General features: G+C 65.1%; 24 protein-coding genes. 11 read left to right on the top strand and 13 right to left on the bottom strand.

All coding sequences use genetic code 11. From position 1 onward, the window contains the following. Positions 1–68: 68 nt before the first annotated feature. The 3 genes from E4K65_RS19165 to E4K65_RS19175 all read right to left on the bottom strand — a co-directional run bounded on the left by E4K65_RS19165 (position 69) and on the right by E4K65_RS19175 (position 2,324). Positions 69–479: a hypothetical protein gene (locus tag E4K65_RS19165; protein WP_135175496.1), complete on the bottom strand. Its 411-nt coding sequence runs from the start codon at positions 477–479 to the stop codon at positions 69–71. Positions 480–726: 247 nt separating this feature from the next. Then, positions 727–1,326, bottom strand: a complete 600-nt coding sequence (locus E4K65_RS19170) for a nuclear transport factor 2 family protein (RefSeq protein ID WP_135175497.1) — start codon at positions 1,324–1,326, stop codon at positions 727–729. 191 nt (positions 1,327–1,517) lie between these two features. Next, on the bottom strand, positions 1,518–2,324 hold the full coding sequence (locus E4K65_RS19175) for a response regulator (RefSeq protein ID WP_167770952.1): 807 nt from the start codon (positions 2,322–2,324) through the stop codon (positions 1,518–1,520). Between the two features lie 225 nt (positions 2,325–2,549). On the opposite strand from E4K65_RS19175, the gene E4K65_RS19180 reads away from it, so the two are divergent. Both E4K65_RS19180 and E4K65_RS19185 read left to right on the top strand, forming a co-directional pair. After that, positions 2,550–2,783, top strand: coding sequence for a NepR family anti-sigma factor (locus E4K65_RS19180; protein WP_027543308.1), 234 nt, complete (start codon positions 2,550–2,552; stop codon positions 2,781–2,783). After that, complete coding sequence (locus E4K65_RS19185; protein ID WP_011090521.1) at positions 2,783–3,331, top strand: sigma-70 family RNA polymerase sigma factor; 549 nt, start codon at positions 2,783–2,785, stop codon at positions 3,329–3,331. The genes E4K65_RS19180 and E4K65_RS19185 overlap by 1 nt, the downstream gene beginning before the upstream one ends. A 96-nt stretch (positions 3,332–3,427) precedes the next feature. Here the strand turns inward: E4K65_RS19185 and E4K65_RS19190 are convergent, their stop codons facing one another. From E4K65_RS19190 to E4K65_RS19225, 8 genes are all read right to left on the bottom strand, one after another. Next, positions 3,428–4,129 (bottom strand): nitroreductase, encoded by a 702-nt coding sequence (locus E4K65_RS19190; protein WP_135175499.1) that lies wholly within the window; start codon positions 4,127–4,129, stop codon positions 3,428–3,430. 120 nt (positions 4,130–4,249) lie between these two features. Further along, entirely contained in the window at positions 4,250–5,494 is a 1,245-nt protein-coding gene (locus E4K65_RS19195) for an acyl-CoA dehydrogenase (RefSeq protein WP_135175500.1), read from the bottom strand. A gap of 139 nt (positions 5,495–5,633) precedes the next feature. After that, positions 5,634–6,881 carry an acyl-CoA dehydrogenase gene (locus E4K65_RS19200; RefSeq protein ID WP_135175501.1) on the bottom strand — a complete coding sequence of 416 codons (1,248 nt, stop codon included), beginning with the start codon at positions 6,879–6,881 and terminating at the stop codon, positions 5,634–5,636. Between the two features lie 130 nt (positions 6,882–7,011). Further along, entirely contained in the window at positions 7,012–8,139 is a 1,128-nt protein-coding gene (locus E4K65_RS19205) for an acyl-CoA dehydrogenase family protein (RefSeq protein WP_135175502.1), read from the bottom strand. A 157-nt stretch (positions 8,140–8,296) separates the two neighbouring features. Continuing rightward, on the bottom strand, positions 8,297–10,168 hold the full coding sequence (locus E4K65_RS19210; protein WP_135175503.1) for an AMP-binding protein: 1,872 nt from the start codon (positions 10,166–10,168) through the stop codon (positions 8,297–8,299). 43 nt (positions 10,169–10,211) lie between these two features. After that, complete coding sequence (locus E4K65_RS19215) at positions 10,212–11,018, bottom strand: enoyl-CoA hydratase/isomerase family protein (protein WP_135175504.1); 807 nt, start codon at positions 11,016–11,018, stop codon at positions 10,212–10,214. Between the two features lie 196 nt (positions 11,019–11,214). Then, positions 11,215–11,973, bottom strand: a complete 759-nt coding sequence (locus E4K65_RS19220) for an SDR family NAD(P)-dependent oxidoreductase (protein ID WP_135175505.1) — start codon at positions 11,971–11,973, stop codon at positions 11,215–11,217. A 66-nt stretch (positions 11,974–12,039) separates the two neighbouring features. Then, positions 12,040–12,642: a TetR family transcriptional regulator gene (locus E4K65_RS19225; RefSeq protein ID WP_049812211.1), complete on the bottom strand. Its 603-nt coding sequence runs from the start codon at positions 12,640–12,642 to the stop codon at positions 12,040–12,042. Between the two features lie 213 nt (positions 12,643–12,855). On the opposite strand from E4K65_RS19225, the gene E4K65_RS19230 reads away from it, so the two are divergent. Both E4K65_RS19230 and E4K65_RS19240 read left to right on the top strand, forming a co-directional pair. Further along, positions 12,856–14,028 carry an acetyl-CoA C-acetyltransferase gene (locus tag E4K65_RS19230; RefSeq protein WP_135175506.1) on the top strand — a complete coding sequence of 391 codons (1,173 nt, stop codon included), beginning with the start codon at positions 12,856–12,858 and terminating at the stop codon, positions 14,026–14,028. A gap of 189 nt (positions 14,029–14,217) precedes the next feature. After that, complete coding sequence (locus E4K65_RS19240; RefSeq protein ID WP_135175508.1) at positions 14,218–15,762, top strand: acyl-CoA synthetase; 1,545 nt, start codon at positions 14,218–14,220, stop codon at positions 15,760–15,762. A gap of 116 nt (positions 15,763–15,878) precedes the next feature. On the opposite strand, the gene E4K65_RS19245 is transcribed toward E4K65_RS19240, so the two are convergent. Further along, entirely contained in the window at positions 15,879–16,421 is a 543-nt protein-coding gene (locus E4K65_RS19245) for a methylated-DNA--[protein]-cysteine S-methyltransferase (RefSeq protein WP_025576217.1), read from the bottom strand. Positions 16,422–16,558: 137 nt separating this feature from the next. On the opposite strand from E4K65_RS19245, the gene E4K65_RS19250 reads away from it, so the two are divergent. Together E4K65_RS19250 and E4K65_RS19255 are read left to right on the top strand one after the other, a co-directional pair. Then, on the top strand, positions 16,559–17,377 hold the full coding sequence (locus tag E4K65_RS19250; protein WP_135175509.1) for an alpha/beta fold hydrolase: 819 nt from the start codon (positions 16,559–16,561) through the stop codon (positions 17,375–17,377). Between the two features lie 2 nt (positions 17,378–17,379). Beyond that, positions 17,380–18,192 carry an alpha/beta fold hydrolase gene (locus E4K65_RS19255; RefSeq protein ID WP_135175510.1) on the top strand — a complete coding sequence of 271 codons (813 nt, stop codon included), beginning with the start codon at positions 17,380–17,382 and terminating at the stop codon, positions 18,190–18,192. A 181-nt stretch (positions 18,193–18,373) separates the two neighbouring features. On the opposite strand, the gene E4K65_RS19260 is transcribed toward E4K65_RS19255, so the two are convergent. Continuing rightward, a complete protein-coding gene (locus tag E4K65_RS19260) occupies positions 18,374–18,829 on the bottom strand; it encodes a carboxymuconolactone decarboxylase family protein (protein WP_135175592.1) in 456 nt (151 codons plus the stop codon). Positions 18,830–18,928: 99 nt separating this feature from the next. Here E4K65_RS19260 and E4K65_RS19265 point away from each other — a divergent pair, with 99 nt between their 5' ends. From E4K65_RS19265 to E4K65_RS19285, 5 genes are all read left to right on the top strand, one after another. Next, on the top strand, positions 18,929–19,798 hold the full coding sequence (locus tag E4K65_RS19265; protein WP_135175511.1) for a sigma-70 family RNA polymerase sigma factor: 870 nt from the start codon (positions 18,929–18,931) through the stop codon (positions 19,796–19,798). A gap of 87 nt (positions 19,799–19,885) precedes the next feature. After that, the gene (locus E4K65_RS19270; protein WP_135175512.1) at positions 19,886–21,142 is read left to right on the top strand and encodes a M20/M25/M40 family metallo-hydrolase; all 1,257 of its coding nucleotides are present in this window, start codon (positions 19,886–19,888) and stop codon (positions 21,140–21,142) included. 193 nt (positions 21,143–21,335) lie between these two features. After that, complete coding sequence (locus tag E4K65_RS19275) at positions 21,336–22,013, top strand: GntR family transcriptional regulator (protein WP_135175513.1); 678 nt, start codon at positions 21,336–21,338, stop codon at positions 22,011–22,013. A 116-nt stretch (positions 22,014–22,129) separates the two neighbouring features. After that, a complete protein-coding gene (locus tag E4K65_RS19280; protein WP_025576205.1) occupies positions 22,130–22,930 on the top strand; it encodes a phytanoyl-CoA dioxygenase family protein in 801 nt (266 codons plus the stop codon). A gap of 152 nt (positions 22,931–23,082) precedes the next feature. Next, complete coding sequence (locus tag E4K65_RS19285; RefSeq protein ID WP_167770953.1) at positions 23,083–24,396, top strand: NAD(P)H-dependent oxidoreductase; 1,314 nt, start codon at positions 23,083–23,085, stop codon at positions 24,394–24,396. Positions 24,397–24,524: the final 128 nt, after the last annotated feature.

Here is a 24,524-nt window from a genome sequence, read left to right on the forward strand (position 1 = left end):
GGATCAAGAGGACGTGAGGAGCCGCCCCTGCCCGTGACAGAGGCACCTGCCCCTTGGCCCCAGTGCGATCAGGTCACGCAGCGGCCCGGCTGGAGCAGCTTGGCGACCTCGGTCAGGGAGCTGACCATCGGCTCGCAAGCGATGGTCGGCTTGTTGCGGCCCTGCTTCTGGTTCTGGTTCTGGAGCGCCGCGGGCGGCTTGGCGTTGCCGGTCTCGATCACCGCGGGGACCCGCAGCAGCACCGAGGTATCGGCAAGGTCGTTCAGCCGCATCGACACGGTGCGGGTGGAAACCACTCCCGGCTTGATCTCGGCGAGCCGGTCGGCCTTACCGGCCCGGTTGACGTCGTGGCCGGGCTTGTCGGCGACCGCCTGCCAGCGGTCGGCCAGATCATGGCCGGAGGCCAGTTGTACCTGCACCGCGCCGAGCGTTGCGACAATCGCGACGGCGCCCAAAAATACCTTTTGAATCTGTGACATGGCTGTCGATCCCTCGCCCCATGGCGATCGCGGGAACAACGCGGCCGGAGGAGCGGGGGTTCTCGGCAGAAACGATCACTTAACCGTGTGCAAAAAAGTCGCGCCCCGAAAAATATTTCCGGAGCCCTGGAACGACTTTCGCGGCTGGGAGTCATCTCAGCAGCCGGCTATTCCCCCCTGCCCCATAAGCCGGCGACGTAGGGCGCGACTGTGGTGATGCCAGTCGCGCCTTACTTTTGTCTGGGGTTCACTTCGCCTTCCCAGCCAGCCACGCCCGCCCCTCGCCATAGAGCTTCTCGACCTCGGCGCCGGTCAGGCCCGGCATGTCGCGCTTGACCTTGTAGCCGATCAGCTCCTGCATGTAGGCGAGATGGCGGTAGCCTTCGGGCAACGCGGCGAGCGCTGTCTGGTCGAGGCGGAGCGTCGCAGCGGGATCGACCGGGTCGATCCGGTCCTTCTCGTAGATCGGCTGGCGGCGGACGATGCCCCATTTGTCCTGCCGCTTCTCCAGGAAATCGTAGAAGCGCCCGGTGCAGACGACGTCGCAGAGCACATCGTGCACGAGCGCCCGCTGCGAGATCGTCATCTTGGTCTGCGCAATGGCGCGCTCGCCGGACAAATCGATGCTGGTGCCGCCGAGGAAATGCAGGATGCGGACACCCTTGGCAAAGCCCTCCTGGCTGACGCGGATGAAGTCCCGCGCCGGTCCCTGAAACCAGGTGGCGGACATCCAGCCTTCCTCGTGCCAGACGGTCACAAAGCGCTCCCAGTCGCCGGCATCGCGCCACACCGCCCAGTTCTCGACGAGATCGCGGATGGCGAGACGATCGAGCAGCGCTTGGTCCATGGGCACATCTCCGGTTGCGGGCCGCAGCGGGGGCCGCCGCAGAGGTATGAGCGGCGAAATCGACGGCCGTCAAGCGCGGGAAGGCGCCCCAGGAAATCGCGGCAAGAAATCGCTGTAAGAAAAATCCGGCGCACCTTGCGGTACGCCGGATCGGATCATCGTCAACCAATCTCAGGCCGCAGCCACCCTGATTACGCCGCCGGCGCCTTCGGGGCGCGGTTGCGCGAGTTGCGCTGGAAGAACAGCGCCTGGCTCGCCACCGCCGACACCATCGCCGGCTGGAACGGCTTCGAGATCAGGAACGCCGGCTCGGGGCGCTCGCCGGTGAGGAAGCGCTCCGGATAGGCCGTGATGAACACCACCGGCACCTCGAAGGTGCGCAGCAATTCGTTGACCGCATCGAGACCCGACGATCCGTCGGCGAGCTGGATGTCGGCGAGGATCAGGCCGGGCCGCCTGTTCTTGGCCAGCGCCACAGCATCGGCATGGGTGCGCGCGACGCCGACGACGTTGTGGCCGAGATTCTTCACCAGGCTCTCGAGATCCATGGCGATGAAGGTCTCGTCCTCGATGATCAGCACTTCGGTGGCGATCTCCGCCGCCATCTCGCGTCCCGCGGCGTCCGCGAGCCGCCGCGTCTCGGCGACATCGGTGCCGAGGATGTAGCCGACCTCCTCTTCCGAGAATCCCTCGAGCGAAAGCAGCAGGAAGGCTTGCCGCGGCAGCGGCGTGATGTTCGACAGCCGCCGCTCCGGCGGCATCGGCAGGGTCGTCACCTCGGCGTCGTCGTTGACGGAGACGGAATTCCATATCTGGGTGAACAGCCGGAACAGGCCGGCCCGTGGCCCATGGCTCTCGTCGAGCACGGCGGGATCCCCGAGCATGGCTTCCAACATGGCTGCGACATAGGCGTCGCCGGAAGCCTGGCTGCCCGTCAGGGCGCGTGCATACCGGCGCAACAACGGCAAGTGTTCAGCGACAAGCTGTGAACGGGACATCCCCACTCCATTCATCTTCGGACCGACCTTAGAAGACTTAGAGAGATCACGAGGGGAGGCCCGGGTTCCCCTGCTCGGGCTGACTACGCCTCAGCGCAAGAAAAGTTCCGTAGCTGGCGGAACTTTTTCTCGAACCTGGAATTGAGCCTATCCAGGGAACGGCTCCCGGTTGAGAAAACTTCTCGAATTTACAGTCACTTAACTCGGGGAAACGTGGAACAGGTCATGAAAGATCTCAAGTCTCAAGCCAGCAAAAGCACGACCCCCGGCAAGGGAGGGCTCACTCCGGAGATCCAATCCCGGATCGGGCATCAGCTCCGCGCCATGTACGACGACGTCGTCCGGCAGGGGGTTCCGGATCGGTTCGCGGAACTGATCAAGAAGCTTGATGCGCCGGGAGCGACACCCCACGTGGAAAATGAGGGCGGATCCAACGACAACAACAATGGGAGGGATTAATGCCTCTCACGGACTCCCTGCGTAACGACATCCTCGCGGCCGTGCCAAGTCTGCGCGCGTTCGCGATCTCGCTCAGCGGCAACGCCGACCGCGCCGACGATCTGGTGCAGGAAACGCTGTTGCGTGCGCTGGCCAACATCGACTCATTCCAGCCCGGCTCCAACCTGCCGGCCTGGCTGTTCACGATCCTGCGCAACCTGTTCCGCTCCGACTATCGCAAGCGGCGGCGCGAGGTCGAGGACGCCGAGGGCAATTATGCGAAGACGCTGAAGACACAGCCCTCGCAGAACGCGCATCTCGAGTTCGAGGAGTTTCGCACCGCGCTCGAAAAGCTCCCGCAGGACCAGCGCGAAGCGCTGATCCTGGTCGGCGCCTCCGGCTTCTCCTATGAGGACGCAGCGTCGATCTGCGGCTGTGCGGTCGGCACGATCAAGAGCCGGGTCAACCGTGCACGATCGAAACTCGCCGCGCTGCTCTATGTCGACGGCGCCGAGGATTTCGGGCCCGACGAGACCGTGCGCGCCGTGATCGGCGGCAGCGGCGGATAACGGCAGGCCGTCATCGGACTGAGGCGACAAATGGAAAGGCGGCCGTTCACGCGGCCGCCTTTCCGTGCGTCTGATGGCGCTGCTTGAGCCGCTAGATCACTCGTCCGCGAAGGTCACGGTCTCGGCGACGCTCGCCCGCGAGGTGCGGTAGCTGTTGACCTTGTGGGCGTGGTCGGCATAGCCGAACGAGATGCCGCAAACGACGCGGCGGTCATCGGGCAGATTGAAGTGACGGCGGATCAGGCCGGAGTGCCGCGCCAGCGCCGCCTGCGGAATGGTGCCGAGCCCGAGCGCCTGGGCGGCCAGCATGAAATTGGAGACATAGGCGCCGCAATCGATCGCGCCGTAGATGCCGAGCGGTTCGTTGGTGTGGATGACAGCGACATGCGGCGCGCCGAAGAAATTGTAGTTCTCCAGCGCCTGCTTGGCGTAGCCGCTTCTGTCGCCGCGGGGGATCCCGAGCGTGTTGTAGAGCTGAAACCCGCTTTCGCGGCGGCGATCGAGATAGACGCCGACATATTCGCGCGGCGGGATGAAATCGTAATCGTCGCCGAGTCCGCCGGAGGCTTCCTTGTAGATCAGCTGGCGAAAGCGCTCCTTGGCCTCGCCGCTGGCGATGATGACCTGCCAGGGCTGGCTATTACACCAGGACGCGGTGCGCTGCGCGGTCTTCAGCACATGCTCGATGGTGGCGCGATCGACCTCCCTGGGCAGGAAGGCGCGCACCGAGTAGCGCTCGCTGAGGAGCTCTTCGAGCACGCCGATGCGGTCTTGGGTTTGGCTCACTTTTGCATCCATGTTTAGCTCGCGCTCTTTGCTTCGTAGGGTGGGTTAGCCGAAGGCGTAACCCACCTCTTCTGTCTCCACGGAAATTAAAGAGGTGGGTTACGCTTCGCTAACCCACCCTACAATCTGAGATCAGCGCCCCTTGGTCGGGATCTTGTTATACGGCACGTCCTTGTCGACGCGGATGTCGCCCGGCAGGCCCAGCACGCGCTCCGCGATGATGTTGCGCAGGATCTCGTCGGTGCCGCCGGCGATGCGCATCGAGGGCGAGGACAGCAGCATCTGCTGGAACTGGCCCTGCACCGTCTCCTCGTCGCTGCCGGTGAGAACGCCGGCCGCGCCCTGGAGGTCCATGGCGTAGCTCGCGATGTCCTGGAGCATCATGCCCGAGACCAGCTTGCCGATCGAGTTCTCCGGGCCCGGCCGCTCGCCTTTCGACAGCGCCGAGATCGCGCGGTAGCTGGTATATTTCAGCCCGCTCGACTTCACCGCCCAGCTCGCAAGCTTGGAGCGCACCGCGGGATCGTCGATGGCGAGCCCGTCCTCGAGCGTCAGATTGGAGCAGAACTCGAACATTTCAGGGACGCCGGTCGCAAGCCGCGAACCGATCGACATCCGCTCGTTCATCAGTGTCGTCAGCGAGACGCTCCAGCCCTCGCCGACGGCGCCGAGGCGCTGGCTGTCCGGGATCACCACGTCGGTGAAATAGACCTCGTTGAACTCCTGCATGCCGTTGGCCTGCTTGATCGGCCGCACCTCGACGCCCGGGCTCTTCATGTCCAGGAAGAACATGGTGAGGCCCTTGTGCTTGGGCACGTTCGGATCGGTGCGCGCGATCAGAAGGCCGAAGTCGGAATAATGCGCGCCCGAGGTCCAGATCTTCTGGCCGTTGACGACCCAATTGTCGCCCTTCTTCTCCGCGCGCGTGCGCAAGCCCGCGACATCAGAGCCGGCCGAGGGTTCGGAGAACAGCTGGCACCAGATCTCCTCGCCCGAAGCGAGCTTCGGCAAGTACCGGCGCTTGGCGTCCTCGCTGCCGAAGGCCATCACGGTCGGGCCGCACATGCCTTCGCCGATCTGGAACGGCTGCGTCAGCTTGCCGTAGACGCCCTCCTCCTGCTGCCAGATCACGCGCTCGATCGGCGTGGCGCCGCGGCCGCCATATTCCTTCGGCCAGTGCAGGCAGGCCCAGCCGCCCTCCGCCTTCTTCTTCTGCCAGGCCTTGCCGACATCGACGATGTCGTGCTGGGCGAGCCGGATGCGGCCGAGCGAGGATTTGGACAGCTCCGCTAAAAACTCCTTCGGCGCGTTGGCCTCGACCCATTTGCGCGCGGTCTCGCGGAATGCGGCTTCCTGCGGGGTGTCGTCGAAGTTCATTTTCGAGCTCTCCTCTCTCGTGCCCCGGCTCTGCAGCGCAGCGCCTAAGCGGTGCGCTGCAGAGCCGGGGCCCATTGTGGCTTTCTGGGTCCCGGCTCTGCGAAGCAGCGCGGCGCGCTGCATCGCGTCCGGGACACGATCAGTTTCTTCCCTTCGTCGGGATCTTGTTGAACGGCACGTCCTTGTCGACGCGGATGTCGCCGGGCAGGCCCAGCACCCGCTCGGCGATGATGTTGCGCATGATCTCGTCGGTGCCGCCTTCGACACGGGTGCCCGGCGCACGCAGCAGCATGGCCTGGAAACGGCCGGCGACTTCGGCATCCTCGGGGCCGCTGATGACACCGCTCGCGCCCTGCAAGTCCAGCGCATAGGTCGCAACGTCCTGGATCATCGACCCCGCAACGAGCTTGCCGATGGAGTTCTCCGGCCCCGGCCGCTCGCCCTTCGACAGTGCCGAGATCGCGCGCATGCTGGTGTAGCGCAGGCCGCTCGCCTTCACCGCCCAGTTCGCCAGCTTCGAGCGCACCGCCCGATCCTCGATCGCCGGACCGTCCTCCAACATCAGGCTGGAGCAATAGTCGAACAGTTCGGGGAAACCGGTCGAGACGCCCGCGCCGATCGACATGCGCTCGTTCATCAGCGTGGTCAGCGAGACGTTCCAGCCGTCACCGACCTCGCCGAGACGCTGATGGTCGGGGATACGCACGTTGGTGAAATAGACCTCGTTGAAATCGGAGGCGCCGCTCGCCTGCTTGATCGGCCGCACCTCGACCCCCTCGCTCTTCATGTCCAGGAAGAACATGGTGAGGCCCTTATGCTTGGGCACGGTTGGATCGGTGCGGGTGAGCAGGATGCCGTAATCGGAATAATGCGCGCCCGATGTCCAGATCTTCTGGCCGTTGATGACCCATTCATCGCCGTCCTTCTCCGCCCGCGTGCGCAAGCCCGCAACGTCGGAGCCGCCGGCCGGCTCGGAGAACAGCTGGCACCAGACCTTTTCGCCTGATGCGAGCGGCGGCAGATAGGTGCGCTTATGCTCCTCCCGCGCGAACGCCATCACGGTCGGCCCGCACATGCCGTGGCCGATGATGAACATATGGGAGAGTTTGCCGAACGGCCCCTCTTCCTGCTGCCAGATCACGCGCTCGATCGGCGACGATCCACGGCCGCCATATTCCTTCGGCCAGTGCAGGCAGGCCCAGCCGGCATCGGCCTTCTTCTTCTGCCAGGCCTTTGCGACCTCGAGAATGTCAGCGTTCTTGAGCTGGGTGCGGCCGAGCGAGGATTTGCGCAGCTCGTCCTCGTACTGCCTGGGCGCGTTCGCTGCGATCCAGGCGCGTGCGGTGGCGCGGAATTCGGCTTCTTGCGGGGTGTCGTCGAAGTTCATGGTCTTGTCTCTCGGTTCGTTCCCCGGACGCTGCGCAGCACGAAGTGATGCGCTGCAGATCCGGGGTCCATTGCGGCCCCTGGGTCCCGGCTCTGCGGCGCTTCGCGCCGCGTCCGGGACACGATCAACATCAAGCCGCGTTCTTCTTCCGCATGCGGTCGATCAGCTGATCTTCCCAATAGGACAGGCTGCCGAGGGCCAGCGCCATCGCATTCGCCCGGCGGTAGTACATGTGACAGTCGAACTCCCAGGTGAAACCCATGCCGCCGTGCACCTGGATGTTGTTCTTGGCGCAGTGCTGGAACGCCTGCGTCGCGCTGATGCGCGCGGCGGCGGCGGCTTCCGGCAATTCGGATGCGTTGGTCGAAAGCGCCCAGGCGCCGTAATAGCTGTTGGAGCGCGCCAGCGTCGCCGACACGTACATGTCGGCCAGCATGTGCTTCACCGCCTGGAACGAGCCGATCTGGCGGCCGAAGGCGATGCGGTCGAGCGCGTAATCGCGGCCCATCTCCAGCGCGCGGTCGGAGCCGCCAACCTGCTCGAAGGCGCACAGCACCGCGGCGCGGTCGAGCACCTGGGTGAGGATGCTCCAGCCCTCGCCGGCCGCGCCCAGCGGCTCGGCCTTGCAGTCCTTGAAAGTGATCTCCGCCTGGCCACGCGTAGGATCAAGGTTGGTCAGGCTTTTCACCTCGACGCCGCCGCCCTTGAGATCGACCAGGAACAGCGAGATGTCGCTCTCACGCCCGCTCGACCCCGTGCGCGCTGCAACGACGGCGAAGTCGGCGATCGCGCCATCGGCCACGGGCTTCTTGACGCCATTGAGCGCGCCATTCGCAGCAGTCAGCTTGATGGACTTCGGCGACGGATTGCCCTTGCCCTCGAACAACGCCAGCGTCCCGATCGCCTCGCCCGAGGCAATCGCCGGCAGCCACTTCTTCTTCTGCGCGTCGCTGCCGGCGATCAGCAGCGCTTCCGCGGCAAGATAAACGGTCGAGGAGAACGGCACCGGCGCATTGGCCCGGCCCATCTCTTCCGCGATCACGCAAAGCTCGAGATGGCCGGCGCCCGCGCCGCCGAATTCTTCGGGGATTGCGACGCCGAGGAAGCCCATCTCGGCGAGGCCCTTCCAGAGTTCCTTGTCGTAGGGTGCCTTGCCGTCGAGCACGACGCGCACCGCCTTGGGCGAGCATTTTTCGGTGAGGAATTTGCGCGCCTGGTCGCGGAGCTGCTTCTGGTCGTCGGAGAAGTCGAAGTTCATGGCGGGCTACCCTTGTTTATTCGTCTTCATTTGTTGATGCCGTCATTCCGGGGGCGCAGAGCGCGAGCCCGGAATCCATAACCACGAGCCGGGGTTATGGATTCCGGGCCTGCGCCTTCGGCGCATCCCGGAATGACGAGGTGAGAGAGTTGCGCACTCATCGCAGCACGATCACATCCTGATCCGGTTTGTCCGCATAGAGCCGCTCCACCAGCCCAGCCCGACGCTCCAGGCCGGCGCGCTGGTTGATGTAGCCTTTGTCGGTCAGCTCATTGCCGTCGATCGAGGGCGGCTCGACCATCAGCATGGCGCGCGCGATGATGCGGCTGCTGGCGCCTTCGCACTCCCTGTTGTGCGCTTCCAGACCGTGCCTGAAGCAGGCGATTACCTCGGGATGTTTCACGGCCTGCTCAAAGCTGAGATCGGGATTACCGACGAGCTGGCGGCAGGCATGCAGGTTCGGCCAGGCGAGCAGGCCGATGAAGGCGCGATCCTGCCCCGCGACCAGCGCGTCATGCACGACGGGCGTTGCGGCTGCGATGGTGTCGGTGCGGAGCGAGCCGACATGGACGAACGTGCCGGTGGTCAGCTTGAAGTCTTCGACGACGCGCCCGGCGAAGATGATGCCCTTCACCGGATCGGCGTCATCGACGAAGATGCCGGCATCGCCGATGCAGTAGAAGCCTTCCTCGTCGAACATCTTCCTGGTCAGCTCCGGCTGGCCGAAATAGCCGGGCGTGACGTTGACGCCGCGCAGGCGCAGCTCGTATTTCGAGCCGCACGGCACCATCTTCAATTCGACGCCGGGAAACGGCAGGCCGATCAGGCCGACGCGCTCGGTGTCCCAATAGGTGCCGGTCGAGGTCGGCGCCGTCTCGGTGGAGCCCCAGCCGGTGTAGAACACGATGCGCTCGCCGGTGGTCTTCACCGCGAGGGCCTGCATGCGGTCGTAGAGATCGTCCGGCAGCCGTGCGCCGCCATAGGCCATGATCGACAGGTTCTTGAAGAAGGAGCGGCACAGCGCATCGTCCTTCTCCATGGCAGCGGCGAGCGCGGCATAGCCGGCGGGCACGTTGGCGTAATAGGTCGGCGAGATCTCGCGCAGATTGCGCAGCGTCTCCTCGAACTGGCCCGGCATCGGCCGGCCGTCGTCGATATAGAGCGTGCCGCCATCGACCAGGATAGGATGGAACGCGGCATTACCGCCCATCGTGTGGTTCCACGGCATCCAGTCCAGCATGGTCGAGATCGGACCGCCCGGATCGCGTGGCCGCACCTGCATCATCATCGCGGCATTGGCGCACATCATCGCTTGCGTGTTGATGACGGCTTTTGGCATGCCGGTCGAACCGGAGGTGAAGAGCAGCTTGCCGACGGTGTCGGGCGTGATCTTGGCAATCGACTCCGCGACGGCGGCGGTCACCGGCGTTGCCGCAAGCTCAGCAAAGCTGACGCTCTTGATGCCGTCGCAGGGACGCAAGACGTGGACCACGGTGACGCCGGTAAGATCGAGCGCTTTGAGTGCCTTCTCGAAGGTCGGCCCGTCCTGCACCATCACCACGGCCGGCTTGATCAGGTCGAACAGGTATTTCAGCTTGACGTGATCGTGGCTCATCAACGAGTAGGCCGGCGACACGGGAGCCGCCGGAACGCGCGCCTGCATCGCGGCCTGCGTCAGCAGCGCATGCTCGATCGAGTTGCCGGACAGGATCGTGACCGGGCGGCCATCGAGGCCGAGATTGAGCAGGCCTTGCGTCAGCGAATCCACGGTGCGCTTGGCGTCGCCGTAAGAGACCTTCCGCCATTCGCGGTTCGGGCCGCCGCGCTGGGCGAGCCAGACGCGCTCGGGTGCTTCCTTCGCCCATTTGGCGAGCGAGGCCGGTATGTTCCTCTCGTGAGGTTGCAGCGGAATGCGCGACTTCAGCACCACCGTGCCGTCGCCGCGGCGCTCGACGTCGATGTCGCGTGCCAGCCACTCGACCTTGCGAAAGGCGGGCTTCGTCATCACCGCCGCCGCGCTGCCACTCATTTTGCGTCTCCCGGAATTACTGTCCTTTGCGGATCTTCGTCGTTCAGCGCCTGATATAGACAGGCTTTCGCTTCTCAAGGAAGGCCCTGATGCCTTCCGAAAATTCCTCGGAGCGGCTGCACAGGACCTGGTTGCGGTCTTCCATCGCGATAACAGCTTCCAGCGATCCGGCATCGACGCTCATGTTGAGGCACTCTTTCGAGAGGCGCAGACCTACCGGCGAGGCCGTGATCATCGCATCGATGTAAGGCTCGGCCGCGTCATCGAGCTTGTCTTCGTCGACGACCTCGGAGACGAGACCGACCGCTAGCGCCCGCTCGGCGCCGATGAAACGCCCCGTGAGGATCAGCTCGGAGGCGACGGAGACACCGACGAGGCGCGGCAGAAAATAGCTGGTGCCGATATCGCAGCCGCCAAGGCCGAGCTTGATGAAGGCGCAGTTCATCCGCGCCGACTTCGTCGCGATGCGGATGTCGGCCGCAAGCGCCAGCGCAAAGCCGCCGCCGGCCGCCGCGCCCTGCACCAGCGCCAGGATCGGTTGCGGACAGCGCCGCATCAGCATCACGATGTCGGCGATGCGCCGCTGCGAGTCCAGGGATTCGGTGACGCCGGGCGGCTCCTGCTGCCCGGCCCGGCGCGCCATCGCGGCCTTGAGATCGAGGCCCGCGCAAAAATTCTTGCCGGCGCCCTTCAGCACCACCACGCGCGTCTCGCGGTTGCGCTGCAGCCCCTGGAAATAGGTGTTGAGCGCATCGATCAGCGCGGGATCGAGCGCGTTGAGGCTGTCGGGACGATTGAGCGTCACCCGGTCGACGCCGTCGTCATGCTCGATCAGCAGCGGTTGGGACATGCGCGACTTCCTTCATCCGCAACAATGGTGCCGATTGGTGCGCCCTCTCCCCTTGTGGGAGAGGGCATGTACGTCGCTCGCCGCGCATTCACTCGGGTGAGGGGTCTGCCTCCACAGGTGAGATCGCGGAGAGAACCCATCATCCGGCGCGCTGCGCGCGCCACCTTCTCCCACAGGGGGAGAAGGGAAGAGAGCTTTACCGCGGCGCCATGCGGATGGCGCCGTCGAGGCGGATGGTCTCGCCGTTCAGCATCGGGTTCTCGACGATGTGCACCGCGAGCATGCCGTATTCGTTGGCGTCGCCGAGCCGCGCGGGATGCGGCACCTGGGCGCCAAGGCTCTTGCGGGCCTCTTCGTTCAGGCCCATCAGCAGCGGCGTCAGGAACAGGCCGGGCGCGATGGTGTTGACGCGGATCTTCTGGCTCGCGAAGTCGCGCGCGGCCGGCAGCGTGAGGCCGACGACGCCACCCTTCGACGCCGCATAGGCGATCTGGCCGATCTGGCCTTCATAGGCCGCCACCGACGCGGTGTTGATGATGACACCGCGCTCCTCGCCAATCGGCTCGACGGTGACCAGGCGCTCCGCGAACAGCCGCAGGCAGTTGAAGGTGCCGATCAGGTTGACGTTGATGATGCGCGCGAACTTCTCCAGCGGATAGACGCCGTCGCGGCCGACGATGCGCTGCGAGCCGCCGATGCCGGCGCAGTTCATCAACACGCGAGCGACGCCATGCGCGGCTTCCGCCTTGGCGATCGCCGCCTTGATCTGCTCCTCGCTGGTGACGTCGGCATGCAGCGCGACGCCCTTCACTTCGGCCGCGACCTTCTCGGCGTTTTCCTTGCTCTGGTCGATCACGCCGATCCTGGCGCCCTTGGCGGCCATGGCGCGGGCGGTCGCGGCACCAAGGCCCGAACCACCGCCGGTGATGAGAACGGCTACGTCTTTCAACTGCATCGCTTGTACCTTTCCTCTACCTTTTCCTTGGGCGTTTCTTCTCTGGACTTGAAGAGTTCGGCCGGATCATCCGGCCGCGGCAGCTTCCTCGACGTTGGTGAGGATGCCGCCGCAGATCAGCGTTTCCATGTGCTTGATGTATTGCCGGCAGACTTCGTCGGTGACCGGGCCGACGCCGGTCGCGCGGGACATCGCGTGCCGGCCGAAGAACAGATGATCGCAGGCCCCGATCAGGCTGGTGTAGAACAGCACCGGATCGGTCTGGCGGAATTCGCCGCTGCTGACGCCTTCGGCGAGCAGGCGGCGATGAAAATCCAGCAGCGGCGCGACGAAGAATTTCGAGACTTCGTCGGCAGAACCCGCATTGGTTTCGTGCAGGAGATAGTGGATCAGCCGGTTCATATAGGGGAACCGGTGATAGGCCCGGATGATGCCGCCAATATGCAGCTTCAGCTTCGCGGTCGGCGTGATCGGCTGGGCCAGCAGATATTCGAGGTTGGAGAGCTCCGTCCCCGCGTCGCGCTCGAGCAGCGCCAACAGCAGGCCGTCCTTGTTGCCGAAGTGATATTTGACCAGCGCGGCGTTGGCGCCCGACTTCTGGGCGATGTCGGAGAGCGAAATCTCGATCGAGGAACGTTCGATCATCAGCTCACTTGCGGCCACGAGCAATTTCTCTGCCGTGGAATTCTTTCCGCTGGGGAGCTTGGTCGGTACGCTGGTAGCCACGGAGTTCCCTGTTCTCGCCGCTTGAAGCGGGGCGCAGATAAGCCCAAGCAGCGCCTCATCACAAGAGTTAATTGATCGATTGACTAAATGATGTCGCGCCCTTTTAATCCGCCCCCGACAACCAACCCGATCCAGAAAATTCAGGGAGAAACCGAAATGGCCGAGGCTTACATCGTCGCCGCTGCGCGTACCGCCGGCGGGCGCAAGGGGGGCCGCCTCGCCGGCTGGCATCCGGCCGATCTCGCCGCCAAGGTGCTGGACGAGCTGATCGATCGCACCAAGGTCGATCCGGCCTTGGTCGAGGACGTGATCATGGGCTGCGTGATGCAGGTCGGCGAACAATCCAACAACGTCGCGCGCAATGCGATCATGGCCTCGAAGCTGCCGGAAAGCGTGCCGGGCACCTCGATCGACCGCCAGTGCGGCTCCTCGCAGCAGGCGTTGCACTTCGCCGCGCAAGCCGTGATGTCCGGCGCGATGGACGTCGTGATCGCCGCCGGCGTGGAGTCGATGACGCGCGTGCCGATGGGCCTGTCCTCGCAGCTTCCGGCCAAGAACGGCTTTGGCAATTACAAGAGCCCGGGCATCGAGGCGAAGTACCCCAACATCGTGTTCAGCCAGTTCACCGGCGCGGAGATGATGGCCGAGAAGTACGGCCTCTCCAAGGATGAGCTCGACGAATATTCCTACAACAGCCATCAGCGCGCGATCGCGGCGACGCAAGCCGGTCACTTCAAGAAGGAGATCGTCCCGCTCGAGATCACCCGCGCCGACGGCAGCAAGGATACCCACCACATCGACGAGGGCATCCGCTTCGACGCCACGCTCGACGGCATCAAGGGCGTCAAGCTGATCGCCGAGAACGGCAAGCTCAGCGCGGCCAGCGCCAGCCAGATCTGCGACGGCGCTTCCGGCGTCATGGTGGTGAACGAGCGCGGGTTGAAGCAGCTCGGCGTCAAGCCGCTCGCACGCGTCCATCACATGACCATGATGGGCGGCGATCCCGTGATCATGCTGGACGCGCCGCTGCACGCCACCAGGCGCGCGCTGGAGAAGGCCGGCATGACGATCGGCGACATCGACCTGTTCGAGGTCAACGAGGCCTTCGCCTCGGTGCCGACCGCCTGGCTCAAGACCACCGGCGCCGATCCGGAGCGGCTCAACGTCAATGGCGGCGCCATCGCGCTCGGCCATCCGCTCGGCGGCTCCGGCACCAAGCTGATGACGACGCTGGTCCACGCGCTGCACCAGCGTGGCAAGCGTTATGGCCTGCAGACCATGTGCGAAGGCGGCGGCATGGCGAATGTGACGATCGTGGAGCGGCTGTAAGCTGTCTTCCACACAGATGGTGTCGTCCCGGACAAGCGCGCCTCAAGCGCGCGCCGATCCGGGACCCATAACCCCAGGAGTCTGTGGTTATGCCGCGCTGGAGCTCCATCTCGTTTCAAAAGTCGAGGCCTGTGGTTATGGATCCCGGCCTTCCCGGGATGACACCTTTTTTGTTGCGAGACCTTCCCGATGACTCACCCCTCAATCCACGCGCGCACGAATCCCGACAAGATCGCCTACCAGATGGCCGGCACCGGCAAGGCGATCACCTATCGCGAGCTCGACGAGCTCTCGAACCAGGGCGCACACCTGTTCCGCTCGCTCGGCCTGAAGGCCGGCGACCACATCGCGCTGTTGATGGAGAACCGGCTCGCCTTCATGGAGATCTGCTGGGCCGCGCAGCGCAGCGGGCTCTATTACACCGCGATCAGCCGCTATCTGAAGCAGGATGAGATCGACTACATCATCGCCGATTGCGGCGCCAAGGTCGTGATCACCACGCCGAAATGCGCCGACCAGATCAAGGCCCTGATCAAGGGCACGCCAGGCGAGCCGATCTTCTACATGATGGACGAGCCGCTGTCCGGATTCCGTTCCTACGACAAGGAAGCCGCAGCGCAGCCAACGACGCCGATCGCCGACGAGGTCGCCGGCTACGACATGCTGTATTCGTCGGGCACCACCGGCCGACCCAAGGGCATCAAGAAGGCGTTCGAGGGCAACAGGATCGACGTGCCGAACGCCTTCCTGCGCGTGCTCTGCGCCGACATGTGCGGCATGAATGCGGAGAGCACGTATCTCTCGCCGGCGCCGCTCTATCACGCGGCGCCCCTGCGCTTCAACATGATGGCGATCGTGCTCGGCGGCACTTCCATCATCATGGAGCGTTTTGACGCCGAAGAGTTCTTGGAGCTGGTCGAGAAGTACAAGATCACGCAGTCGCAGCTCGTGCCGACCATGTTCGTGCGCATGCTGAAGCTGCCGGACGAGGTCCGCACGAAGTACAACGTCTCGACGCTCAAGGGCGCCATCCACGCCGCCGCCCCCTGCCCGGTCGACGTCAAAGCAGCAATGATCGAATGGTGGGGACCGATCCTGATCGAGTACTACGCCGGCTCCGAAGGTAACGGCGTCACCGTGTGCAATTCGAAAGAATGGCTGGAGCATCGCGGCAGCGTCGGCCGCGCCGTGGTCGGCAAGATCAAGATTCTCGACGAGAACGACGAGGAGCAGTCGCTAGGTGAGATCGGCACGGTCTATTTCGCCGACGCGCCTGCGTTCACCTATCACAATGATCCCGAGAAGACCAAGAAGGCCTACAACGCCAAGGGCTGGTCGACGCTCGGCGATGTCGGCTATCTCGACAAGGGCGGCTTTCTCTATCTCACCGATCGCAAGTCCTACATGATCATCTCGGGCGGGGTGAACATCTACCCGCAGGAGACCGAGGACGTGCTCATCACCCACCCCGATGTCGCCGACGTCGCCGTGTTCGGCGTGCCGAACGAGGAGATGGGCGAGGAGGTGAAGGCGGTGGTGCAGCCGCACGACATGACGCGTGCGGGCAAGGCGCTGGAGGCCGACCTGATCGCCTACTGCAAGGGCCGCCTCTCCGCGATCAAGTGCCCGCGCTCGATCGATTTCGAGGCCGAGCTGCCGCGCACGCCGACCGGCAAGCTGGTGAAGCGTCACCTGCGCGACAGATATTGGCCGAAGGTAGCGGCGAAGATTTAAGGCGCTTCGTAGGGTGGATTAGCGAAGCGTAATCCACCTCTTCTGTTTCCGCAGAGACAAACAGTGGTGGGTTACGCCTTCGGCTAACCCACCCTACGATTTCGGCGCAAGCATCCTCAATCGAACAGACTCGGCGTGTGGTTCACCAGCGCGCCTTCGATCTCGAGCATCTTCAGCTTCGTCACCACGCCGCCATTGGCCGAGAAGCCGCCGGGCTTGTTGCCGGCCGCCAGCACCCGATGGCAGGGCACGACGATCGGACACGGGTTGCGGCCCAGCGCCTGGCCGACGTCGCGCGACAGCTCGACACCGCCAAGCTGCTTGGCGATGTCGCCATAGGTGATGGTCTTGCCGGGCGGGATGGTACGGGCGATCTCGTAGACGCCGCGGTTGAAGTCGGGCACGCCGTCGAGATCGAGCGGGATGTCGGTGAGGTCATCCGGCTCGCCGGCGAGCAGCTTGACGATGCGATCAATCGCCTGCTGCACCTCCGAAGTCGGTTCCGCCTCGCTGGCATCGGCATGGCGCTGGCTGATGCGGGTGCGGATCTTCTGCTCGCCGCCCATCGGCAGCTGCGTGCCGTTGATGCCGCGCGGGCCCCAGGCGATGGCGCAGAGGCCGATCCGGGTGTCGAACAGGGCAAAATGCTGGTCGGTCATGGCTTGGTTCCTGGCTGCGTCCTTGTCGCATGCCCCCAATGTGATCTCTGGCCAAATCTAGGCTTGGAAATAGTTGCGATCCACCCGGTTTCCGGGAATCTTGCACAGGAGTTCCGCCCCTCTATCGCGAGCCCAGAATGCAAAGCCTCCACGTCAACGGATACGACATGCCCTATCTCGACGTGGGTGAAGACAGGGGTAGACCACCACTGGTCTGCGTGCATGGATCGCTCTCGGACTTCCGCATCTGGGGCTGCGTGCTCGGACCGATGACGCAGCGGCACCGGGTGATCGCCGTCAGCCTGCGGCACTTCTTCCCCGAGCAGTGGGACGGCCTCGGTGACACCTACTCGATCGCGCAGCATGTCGACGACGTCATCGCCTTCATCGAGAAGCTCGACCTCGGTCCGGTCGATCTGATGGGTCACTCCCGCGGCGGGCACATCTGCTTTCGTGTGGCGCAGGCGCGCCCCGACCTGTTGCGGCGGCTGATCCTGGCCGAGCCCGGCGGCGAGCTCGATGCGAGCCTCGATCCCGATTACGTCGGTGGCCCCTCGCCGCTCTTGGCGCGGTTCACGGCCTCGGCCGAGAAGATCGCGGCCGGCGATGTCGACGGCGGCCTTGCCGTCTTTGTGGACACGCTGGAGGGCGCCGGCACCTGGCCGCGGCTGCCGGCGATGGTGAAGCAGAATCTGCGCGACAACGCCTATACGCTGATCGGGCAGGTCCGCGACAACCGCCCGCCGTTCTCGAAGGCGGATGCGGAATCGATCAAGATGCCGACGCTGTTCATCCTGGGCGCGCGGACCAAGGGCCTGCTGCCGAAGGTGCTGCATGCGCTGGCCGCGCACGTGCCCTATTCGAAGACGGCAATCATCCCGAACGCGACGCATCCGATGTTCGAGCAGGCGCCGCAAAAATACTCCGAAGTTGTCCTGGACTTTCTGGCGGGCTGAGCATGCAGACCTTTCACGTCAACGGTTACGACATGGCCTATCTCGAAGTCGGGGAAGGCCCGCCGCTGGTCTGCGTGCACGGCACGCTCGGGGATTTCCGCACCTGGTATTCGGTGCTCGGCCCGCTGTCGAAGAGCCATCGGGTGATCTCGGTCAGCCTGCGGCATTTCTTTCCCGAGCATTGGGACGCCATCGGCGACGACTACAAGATGGCGCAGCACGTCGCTGATGTGATCGCCTTCATCGAGCAGGTGAGGCCCGCACCCGTCGATCTGATGGGACATTCGCGCGGCGGCCACATCGCCTTTCGCGTGGCGCAGGCGCGGCCTGATCTGTTGCGCAAGCTGGTGCTGGCCGAGCCCGGTGGCGATCTCGACGCCAGCCTGTCGGTCCCTGAAGGCACGCCCGCGCATCCGCCGCTGGCGGCGCGCACGGCGCGCTCGGTCGAGATGATCCGCGCCGGCGACATCGAGGGCGCGCTGCAGCACTTCTACGAGGGGATCGAAGGCGACGGCTCGTGGCGGCGCGTGCCGGCGGCGGCGAAGCAGCAATTGCGCGACAACGCCGTCACCTTCCTCGGCCAGATCAACGAGCAGCGCAGGCCCTATACGCTCGCGGATGCGCAGGCGATCAGGACGCCGACGCTCCTGATCGGCGGCGGCGCGACGACGGGAAGCCTGTCGGTGATGTGGCGCGTGCTGGCGGAGCACATCGCAGGAGCCAAGACGGCCGTGATCGCGAATGCCGGCCACTGGATGTTCGAGCAGGCGCCACTGGAATATGGTGAGGTGGTGAACAGGTTTTTGGCGGAGTGAGTGCGTGTAAGGAGCGCACCGCCGTTGATCTCCCTCGCCCCGCTTGCGGGGAGAGGGTGCGGTGAGGGGGAGCCTCCGCGCAGACGGTGACAGCGAGTCTCGCGGAGACTCCCCCTCACCCGGAATTTGCTGCGCAAATTCCGGCCTCTCCCTGCAAGCGGGGAGAGGCGAAGGAAGAGCCTCACACCTTCCACACGCCGACCGGCATCTTGATCGTCGCGTTGAGGCGGTTCCAGACGTTGATGGTCGCGATCGAGAGGATCAGGGTTGCGAGCTCGCGCTCGTCAAAATGCTTGGCGGCCTCGTTCCAGATCGCATCGGGCACCGGATCCTCACGGTCGGCGATACGGGTGACCGCCTCGGTCAGAGCCAGCGCGGCGCGCTCGGCTTCGGTGAAATAGGGGGTATCGCGCCAGGCCGAGACGGCGAACAGGCGCTCGTCGGTCTCGCCGACCTTGCGGGCGATCTTCGGGTGCATGTCGACGCAGACGCTGCAGCCATTGATCTGGCTGGCGCGCAGATGCACCAGTTCCAGGAGCTTTTCCGGCAGGCCCTGCTTGGTCAAATTGCCGAGAGATTGCAGGACATTCATGGCCTCGGGCAGGACCATGACGGGGTGATTCATGCGGGCGTGCATCATTGTCGTCTCCATCTGTCGAATTTCGAAAGTTCCGGTCACATTGGCCGGATTGCCTTCGTCATGGGCATGACGGATCGCGATGAGGGAATGTGACCGATGACCCCAAAAAACTTTGAAGACGATTTTCTCAGCCAACAGTTCGAGGCCAGCAGGGACCATTTGCGCGCGGTCGCCTACCGGATGCTGGGCTCCCGCGCCGAGGTCGACGATGCCGTGCAGGAGGCCTGGCTGCGGGTCAGCCGCTACGATACGTCCGATGTCGCGAACCTGCGCGGCTGGCTGACCACCGTGGTCGCGCGCATCTGCCTCGACATGCTGCGCGCGCGCAAATCGCGCCGCGAGGACCCGATGGGCCCACATGTGCCGGAGCCGGTCGACGAGACGCAGGAGCGCGAAGCGGAGATGGCCGATTCCGTCGGCGCGGCACTGCTGATCGTGCTGGAAACGTTGCAGCCGGCGGAGCGGCTCGCCTTCGTGCTGCACGACATGTTCGCGGTGCCCTTCGAGGAGATCGCGCCGATCGTCGGGCGCTCCGTCGATGCCTCGCGCCAGCTTGCTAGCCGTGCGCGGCGGCGCGTGCAGGGTGCGCCGGTGCCCGAGACGGACCTGTCGCGTCAACGCAAGATCGTCGATGCCTTCCTCAAAGCTTCGCGCGAAGGCAATTTCGAGGGGCTGCTTGCCGTGCTCGATCCCGACGTCGTCTTTCGCGCCGACCAGGCCGCGGTGCGGCTCGGTACGCTGCCGGAGATCCGCGGCGCGGATGCGGTCGCGCGGCTCTACAAGGGCCGTGCGCAAGCTGCACGGACGGCGCTGGTCGATGGCGAGATGGGTGTTGCGGTCATCCTCGGCGGGCAATTGCGCATCGCGCTGCGCGTGAGCTTCAGCGGCGACCGGATCGCGGCGATCGAGGCGGTGGCCGATGCAGAAGAGATCGCGGCGATCGAGGTCGAGGTGCTGGAGCGCTAGGCCGGCGTGGCATCGCACCTGTCCGGATGCTAGGCTTTCCGCACAATCGCGCGCTGCCGGCGCTCAAGACGCGAAAGGACGCAAGTCATGACATCCCGCCTCATTCCCCTGCTCGCACTATCCCTGCTCGGCCTCGCTGCCGGCGCCACGACTGCGCTCGCCGCCGCCGACGAGAAGCTGAAAGCCGCCGCCGAGCAGGAGAAGGCGCCGCTGATCGAGACCTTGCGCGACATGGTGATGATCGAGAGCGGCAGCAGCGACGCCGAAGGCCTTAAGAAGATGGCCGACTTCACGGAAGCCCGCCTGAAGGCGCTGGGCGCAACCACCGAGCGGCGCAAGACCACCGCGGGCACGCGCGCCGACATGGTGATCGCAACGTTCGAAGGCTCGGGCACGCGAAAACTGATGCTGATCGCGCATATGGACACGGTCTATCAGCGCGGCATCCTCGGCAGCGAGCCGTACCGTGTCGACGGCAACCGCATCTACGGCCCCGGCATCGCCGACGACAAGGGCGGCATCGCCGTGGTGCTGCATGCGCTCAAGATCCTGAAGGACGCCGGCTGGAAGGACTACGCGACGCTCACCGTGTCGTTCAATCCGGATGAGGAGGTCGGCTCGATCGGGTCGGGCGAGATCATCGCCGAGCTCGCCGATCAGCACGACGTCGTGCTCTCCTGCGAGCCGACGGTGGCTGCGCCCGTGGCCAAAAACGACGGGCTGCTGCTCGGGGCCAGCGGCACTGCGACGGCGAAAATGGAAGTGAAGGGCCGGGCCTCGCATGCGGGTGCCGCTCCCGATCTCGGCCGCAATGCGCTGATCGAGCTCGGGCACCAATTGGTGCAGACCAGGGATGTCGCCAAATCGATTCCCGGCACGCAGCTCAACTGGACCACTGCGCAGGCCGGCACCGTGCGCAACCAGATCCCGGAGAAGGCCGAGGCCGGCGGCGACATTCGCCTCACCATCCCCGACGGCATCGCCAAATTGCAGGCAGCGCTCGACGCCAAGCTGAAAGAGAAGCTCGTTCCCGACACCGAGACGACGGTGACGATCACGCCGGGCCGCCCGCCCTTCGTCGCCAGCGATCGCGGCCGCGCACTCGCCGAGATGGGCCAGGCGGTCTATGCCGAGATCGACCGCAAGCTCGACATCGCCGAGATGACCGGCGGGGCCACCGACGCCGGCTACGCCAATCGCAGCGGCAAGGCGGTCGTGGTCGAGAGCTTCGGCCTCGCCGGCTTCGGCTACCACGCCCGCGACGAATTCATCGACACCAACTCGATCGTGCCGCGGCTCTATCTGATGAGCCGGATGCTGATCGAGCAGGGCAAGAAAAAATAGGCGCCAAACCGGGCCAGATCATTGTCGCGAAAACAACCCCATGCACAGTAGACGGCCCTAGCGATATCAATGGCTTAGTGGACCCCCAAATAGCGCCTGTGGCGGCGTCCGGCCGTGCTTGACGCCATCGGCCTCCCGCAGTACGTTCGATTACGGAATTCCGTATTCCCTCTCAAGTTTCGGAGTCGCCGGCGTGATCCCCCTCGACCCGCTCCCGAACCTGATCGACCAGGTCTATGTGCGCATCCTGGAGGCGATCTCCGATCGCACGCTGCGGCCGGGCCAGCGCATCCGGCAGAACGAGCTCGCCGACAAGCTCGGCGTGTCGCGCCAGCCGGTGTCGCACGCGTTGCATCTGCTGCATCGGCAGGGTCTCGTCGCCGAAAGCGGCCGGCGCGGCTTTGAGGTCACCCAGCTCGATCCCGCGCGCATCCGCCAGCTCTACGAGGTGCGCGGCGCCCTCGATGCACTCGCCGCCAGGCTCGCCGCGACGCGCGCCGCAAGCGACGCGGCAGGACGCACGCGGCTTGAGGCGGCGCTCGCCGCCGGGCGCCGCATCGATCGCAACACGTCGCTTGCCGAGCTCATCACCCTCGACGTCGATTTTCATCGCGCGATCTACCAGCTCGCCGGCAATCCCGTGATCGAGGAGACGATCGCGCCGCAATGGCCGCATATGCGCCGCTCGATGGCGACGGTGCTGTCGGAGCTCGACTATCGCGGCAGCGCCTGGGCCGAGCATGCGACGATCGCCGGACACATTCTCGCGGGCGAGGCGAATGCCGCCGAACGCGCGGCACTCGCGCATGCGCAGACGGCGGGACGGATGACCGAGGAGAGATTGAGGGCGACGGACGAGGCGGCGGCGTAGCCGTTTGCGCCGTCATTCCGGACGCGCGAAGCGCGATCCGGAATCTCGAGGTTCCGGGTTCGGTCCTGCGACCGCCCCGGAACGACAACAAAAACAAAACAACAGGAGGACGACCCATGAAACTGTCGCAGGAGCAATTGGAGTTCTTCCACCGCGAGGGCTGGCTGTTTTTGCCCGAATTGTTCAGCCAGGAGGAGGTCGATCTGCTCGCGCGCGAGGCGGTCGGCATCTACGATGCCAACCGGCCGGAGGTCTGGCGCGAGAAGAGCGGCGCGCCGCGCACGGCGTTTGCCGCGCATCTCTACAACGAGGCCTTCCGCATCCTGGGCGCGCATCCGCGCATGATCGACCCGGTCGAGCAATTGTTCGGCGAGCCTGTCTACATGCACCAGTTCAAAATCAACGCGAAATCGGCCTTCACCGGCGACGTCTGGCAATGGCACCAGGATTACGGCACCTGGAAGCGCGACGACGGAATGCCGGAGCCGCGCGCGATGAACATCGCGATCTTCCTCGACGAGGTGATGCCGATCAACGGTCCCCTGATGCTGGTGCCGCGCAGCCAGAATGCCGGCGATCTCGAAGCCTCGCATGACCTTGCCACCACGTCCTACCCGCTGTGGACGCTGGACGAGTCAACAGTGACGCGCCTCGTCGAGCAGGGCGGCATCGTGGCGCCCACTGGCAAGCCCGGCGGCATGCTGATGTTCCACGGCAATCTCGTGCACGGCTCGGCCGGCAACATCACGCCCTACCCGCGCAAGATCGTGTACCTGACACTGAACGCGGTCTCGAACCATATCCGCACCCCGACGCGGCCCGAGTACATCGCCCACCGCGATTTCGCGCCGATCAAGACGGTGGACGACGACGCCCTGCTGCGGCTCGCACGTGCCCCGCGGCAGGCGGCGGAGTAAGCTGTCATTCCGGGGCGACGCGTAGCGTCGAGCCCGGAATCCATTGAGCCGCAGAAACCGCGGATAAATGGATTCCGGGCTCGCGCTTCGCGCGCCCCGGAATGACGAACGCTGATAGTTCGCATCGCCCATTACACTCTTGGACATTTCCCATGAACCTCTTCCGCCTCCTCCAGGCCCGCGCGTCCGCCGGCAAGCCTGTGCGTGTCGCGCTGATCGGCGCGGGCAAATTCGGCTCTATGTTTCTGGCTCAGGTGCCGCACACGCCGGGGCTGGAGGTGCCCATCATCGTCGACATCGACCGCGAGCGCGCGCGCGAGGCCTGCCGCACGGTCGGCTGGGATGCGGCGCGCATTGCCGCGACCGTGTTCACCGATGACGGCGCACGCGCGATTGCCGGCGGCGCAATGGACGTGGTGGTGGAAGCGACCGGCAATCCGGCCGTCGGCATCAAACACGCGCGCGCCGCGATCGCGGCGGGCAAGCATATCGTGATGGTGAATGTCGAGGCCGACGTGCTGGCAGGCCCGCTGCTCGCCGAGGAAGCGCGCAAGGCGGGCGTGGTCTATTCGCTCGCCTATGGCGACCAGCCGGCGTTGACGGCGGAGATGGTCGACTGGGCCCGCGCCACCGGCTTTCGCGTCGTCGCCGCCGGCAAGGGCACGAAATATCTGCCGGCCTATCACGACGTGACGCCGGACGGCGTCTGGCAGCATTACGGCCTGACCGCCGGCGAAGCGCAGTCCGCCGGCATGAATCCGCAGATGTTCAACTCCTTCCTCGACGGCACCAAGTCGGCGATCGAGATGGCCGCAATCGCCAATGCCTGCGGCCTCGACGTGCCGACGGAGGGACTGTTGTTTCCGCCCTGCGGCGTCGACGACCTGCCGCATATCATGCGGCCGCGATCGCGCGGTGGCGTGCTCGAGCGCTCCGGCGTGGTCGAAGTCGTCTCCTCGCTCGAGCGCGACGGACGGCCGGTGTTTCGCGACCTGCGCTGGGGCGTCTATGTCGTGCTGGAGGCTCCGAACGACTATGCCGCGGACTGCTTCAAGCAGTACGGCCTCAAGACCGATGCGAGCGGACGCTTTGCTGCGATGTACAAGCCCTATCATCTGATTGGGCTCGAGCTGAACATCTCGGTGCTGTCGGCCGCGTTGCGGGGCGAGCCGACCGGCCAGCCCTACGGCTTCCGCGGCGACGTCGCGGCGGTGGCAAAACGCGATCTGCGCGCCGGCGAGATGCTGGACGGCGAAGGCGGCTACACGGTGTGGGGCAAGCTGGTGCAGGCCGCCGCGAGCCTCAAGGCGGGCGCCCTGCCGATCGGCCTCGCGCATCGCTTGAAGCTGAGGCATGACGTCGCGCACGGCGCGGTCGTGCGCTGGAGCGACGTCGAATTCGACGCCGCCAACGAGACGGTGAAGATCCGCAAGGCCATGGAGGCCGCCTTCGCAGTGCAGCATTGAACGGCTGCGCCGGTAGCGCAACCAAAGTGCGCTTGATTTGCGGAACCCCTTTCGTCATCCTGAATGGGATCCGGGAATACTGAATTTCGGACACCAGGAAACGTCGGCCTGCGGCGAACATCAAAGCG

This window comes from Bradyrhizobium niftali (assembly GCF_004571025.1).
Taxonomy (GTDB): Bacteria; Pseudomonadota; Alphaproteobacteria; order Rhizobiales; family Xanthobacteraceae; genus Bradyrhizobium; species Bradyrhizobium niftali.

Bases quoted from the DNA above. Each gene is read 5' to 3' on its own strand.
- E4K65_RS19165 (WP_135175496.1), bottom strand. From the start codon at position 479: ATGTCACAGATTCAAAAGGTATTTTTGGGCGCCGTCGCGATTGTCGCA.
- E4K65_RS19170 (WP_135175497.1), bottom strand. From the start codon at position 1,326: ATGGACCAAGCGCTGCTCGATCGTCTCGCCATCCGCGATCTCGTCGAG.
- E4K65_RS19175 (WP_167770952.1), bottom strand. From the start codon at position 2,324: ATGTCCCGTTCACAGCTTGTCGCTGAACACTTGCCGTTGTTGCGCCGG.
- E4K65_RS19180 (WP_027543308.1), top strand. From the start codon at position 2,550: ATGAAAGATCTCAAGTCTCAAGCCAGCAAAAGCACGACCCCCGGCAAG.
- E4K65_RS19185 (WP_011090521.1), top strand. From the start codon at position 2,783: ATGCCTCTCACGGACTCCCTGCGTAACGACATCCTCGCGGCCGTGCCA.
- E4K65_RS19190 (WP_135175499.1), bottom strand. From the start codon at position 4,129: ATGGATGCAAAAGTGAGCCAAACCCAAGACCGCATCGGCGTGCTCGAA.
- E4K65_RS19195 (WP_135175500.1), bottom strand. From the start codon at position 5,494: ATGAACTTCGACGACACCCCGCAGGAAGCCGCATTCCGCGAGACCGCG.
- E4K65_RS19200 (WP_135175501.1), bottom strand. From the start codon at position 6,881: ATGAACTTCGACGACACCCCGCAAGAAGCCGAATTCCGCGCCACCGCA.
- E4K65_RS19205 (WP_135175502.1), bottom strand. From the start codon at position 8,139: ATGAACTTCGACTTCTCCGACGACCAGAAGCAGCTCCGCGACCAGGCG.
- E4K65_RS19210 (WP_135175503.1), bottom strand. From the start codon at position 10,168: ATGAGTGGCAGCGCGGCGGCGGTGATGACGAAGCCCGCCTTTCGCAAG.
- E4K65_RS19215 (WP_135175504.1), bottom strand. From the start codon at position 11,018: ATGTCCCAACCGCTGCTGATCGAGCATGACGACGGCGTCGACCGGGTG.
- E4K65_RS19220 (WP_135175505.1), bottom strand. From the start codon at position 11,973: ATGCAGTTGAAAGACGTAGCCGTTCTCATCACCGGCGGTGGTTCGGGC.
- E4K65_RS19230 (WP_135175506.1), top strand. From the start codon at position 12,856: ATGGCCGAGGCTTACATCGTCGCCGCTGCGCGTACCGCCGGCGGGCGC.
- E4K65_RS19240 (WP_135175508.1), top strand. From the start codon at position 14,218: ATGACTCACCCCTCAATCCACGCGCGCACGAATCCCGACAAGATCGCC.
- E4K65_RS19245 (WP_025576217.1), bottom strand. From the start codon at position 16,421: ATGACCGACCAGCATTTTGCCCTGTTCGACACCCGGATCGGCCTCTGC.
- E4K65_RS19250 (WP_135175509.1), top strand. From the start codon at position 16,559: ATGCAAAGCCTCCACGTCAACGGATACGACATGCCCTATCTCGACGTG.
- E4K65_RS19255 (WP_135175510.1), top strand. From the start codon at position 17,380: ATGCAGACCTTTCACGTCAACGGTTACGACATGGCCTATCTCGAAGTC.
- E4K65_RS19260 (WP_135175592.1), bottom strand. From the start codon at position 18,829: ATGCACGCCCGCATGAATCACCCCGTCATGGTCCTGCCCGAGGCCATG.
- E4K65_RS19265 (WP_135175511.1), top strand. From the start codon at position 18,929: ATGACCCCAAAAAACTTTGAAGACGATTTTCTCAGCCAACAGTTCGAG.
- E4K65_RS19270 (WP_135175512.1), top strand. From the start codon at position 19,886: ATGACATCCCGCCTCATTCCCCTGCTCGCACTATCCCTGCTCGGCCTC.
- E4K65_RS19280 (WP_025576205.1), top strand. From the start codon at position 22,130: ATGAAACTGTCGCAGGAGCAATTGGAGTTCTTCCACCGCGAGGGCTGG.
- E4K65_RS19285 (WP_167770953.1), top strand. From the start codon at position 23,083: ATGAACCTCTTCCGCCTCCTCCAGGCCCGCGCGTCCGCCGGCAAGCCT.